The 448-nt window shown below is 75.2% G+C and carries 2 pseudogenes; both read right to left on the bottom strand.

The window, feature by feature from the left end:
- Positions 1-125 (bottom strand): annotated as a pseudogene (locus FV222_RS31750) (gfo/Idh/MocA family oxidoreductase); the annotation flags it as partial.
- Positions 125-448: pseudogene (locus tag FV222_RS29020) on the bottom strand (methyltransferase type 11); the annotation flags it as partial. The pseudogenes FV222_RS31750 and FV222_RS29020, both read right to left, overlap by 1 nt.

Here is a 448-nt window from a genome sequence, read left to right as displayed (position 1 = left end):
GCGCGCGAGGCCGCGCCCGGATCGCACACCGCGACGAGCCGGTGGCCGGCCGCGCGGATGCCCGGCGCCATGTAGTCGCGGGCGACCCAGCCGTAGCCGACGATGCCCCAGCGGACTGCATCCATCACCAGCGCTCCGGCAGGTCGACGAATTCGCGGCTGCGCACCCGTCCGACCTCCGGCGCCGCGACGCCGCCGGCGAAGACCAGGCTTTCGGGACCGTCCGACCGCAACGGGTAGGTGACGGACCGGGCGTATTCCGCCTCGTAGCGTTCCGACGGCCAGGCGATGCGGTACGCCCCCGCCGCGTCGCGGCGATAGAGCGGGTTGAGGACGAGGTCCGCGCCGGCCTTCGGCAGCGTCAGCCCGTCGATCACCGAGCGCGGAGCCGGCCGCATGCCGGGGCCGGCGACCACGGAGAAGGCCTCGCAGCCGCGGAGCTCCGACGG

Origin of the sequence: Methylobacterium sp. WL103 (genome assembly GCF_008039885.1) — a bacterium.
Taxonomy (GTDB): domain Bacteria; phylum Pseudomonadota; class Alphaproteobacteria; order Rhizobiales; family Beijerinckiaceae; genus Methylobacterium; species Methylobacterium cerastii.
This window is presented reverse-complemented; position numbering and strand designations above follow the sequence as displayed.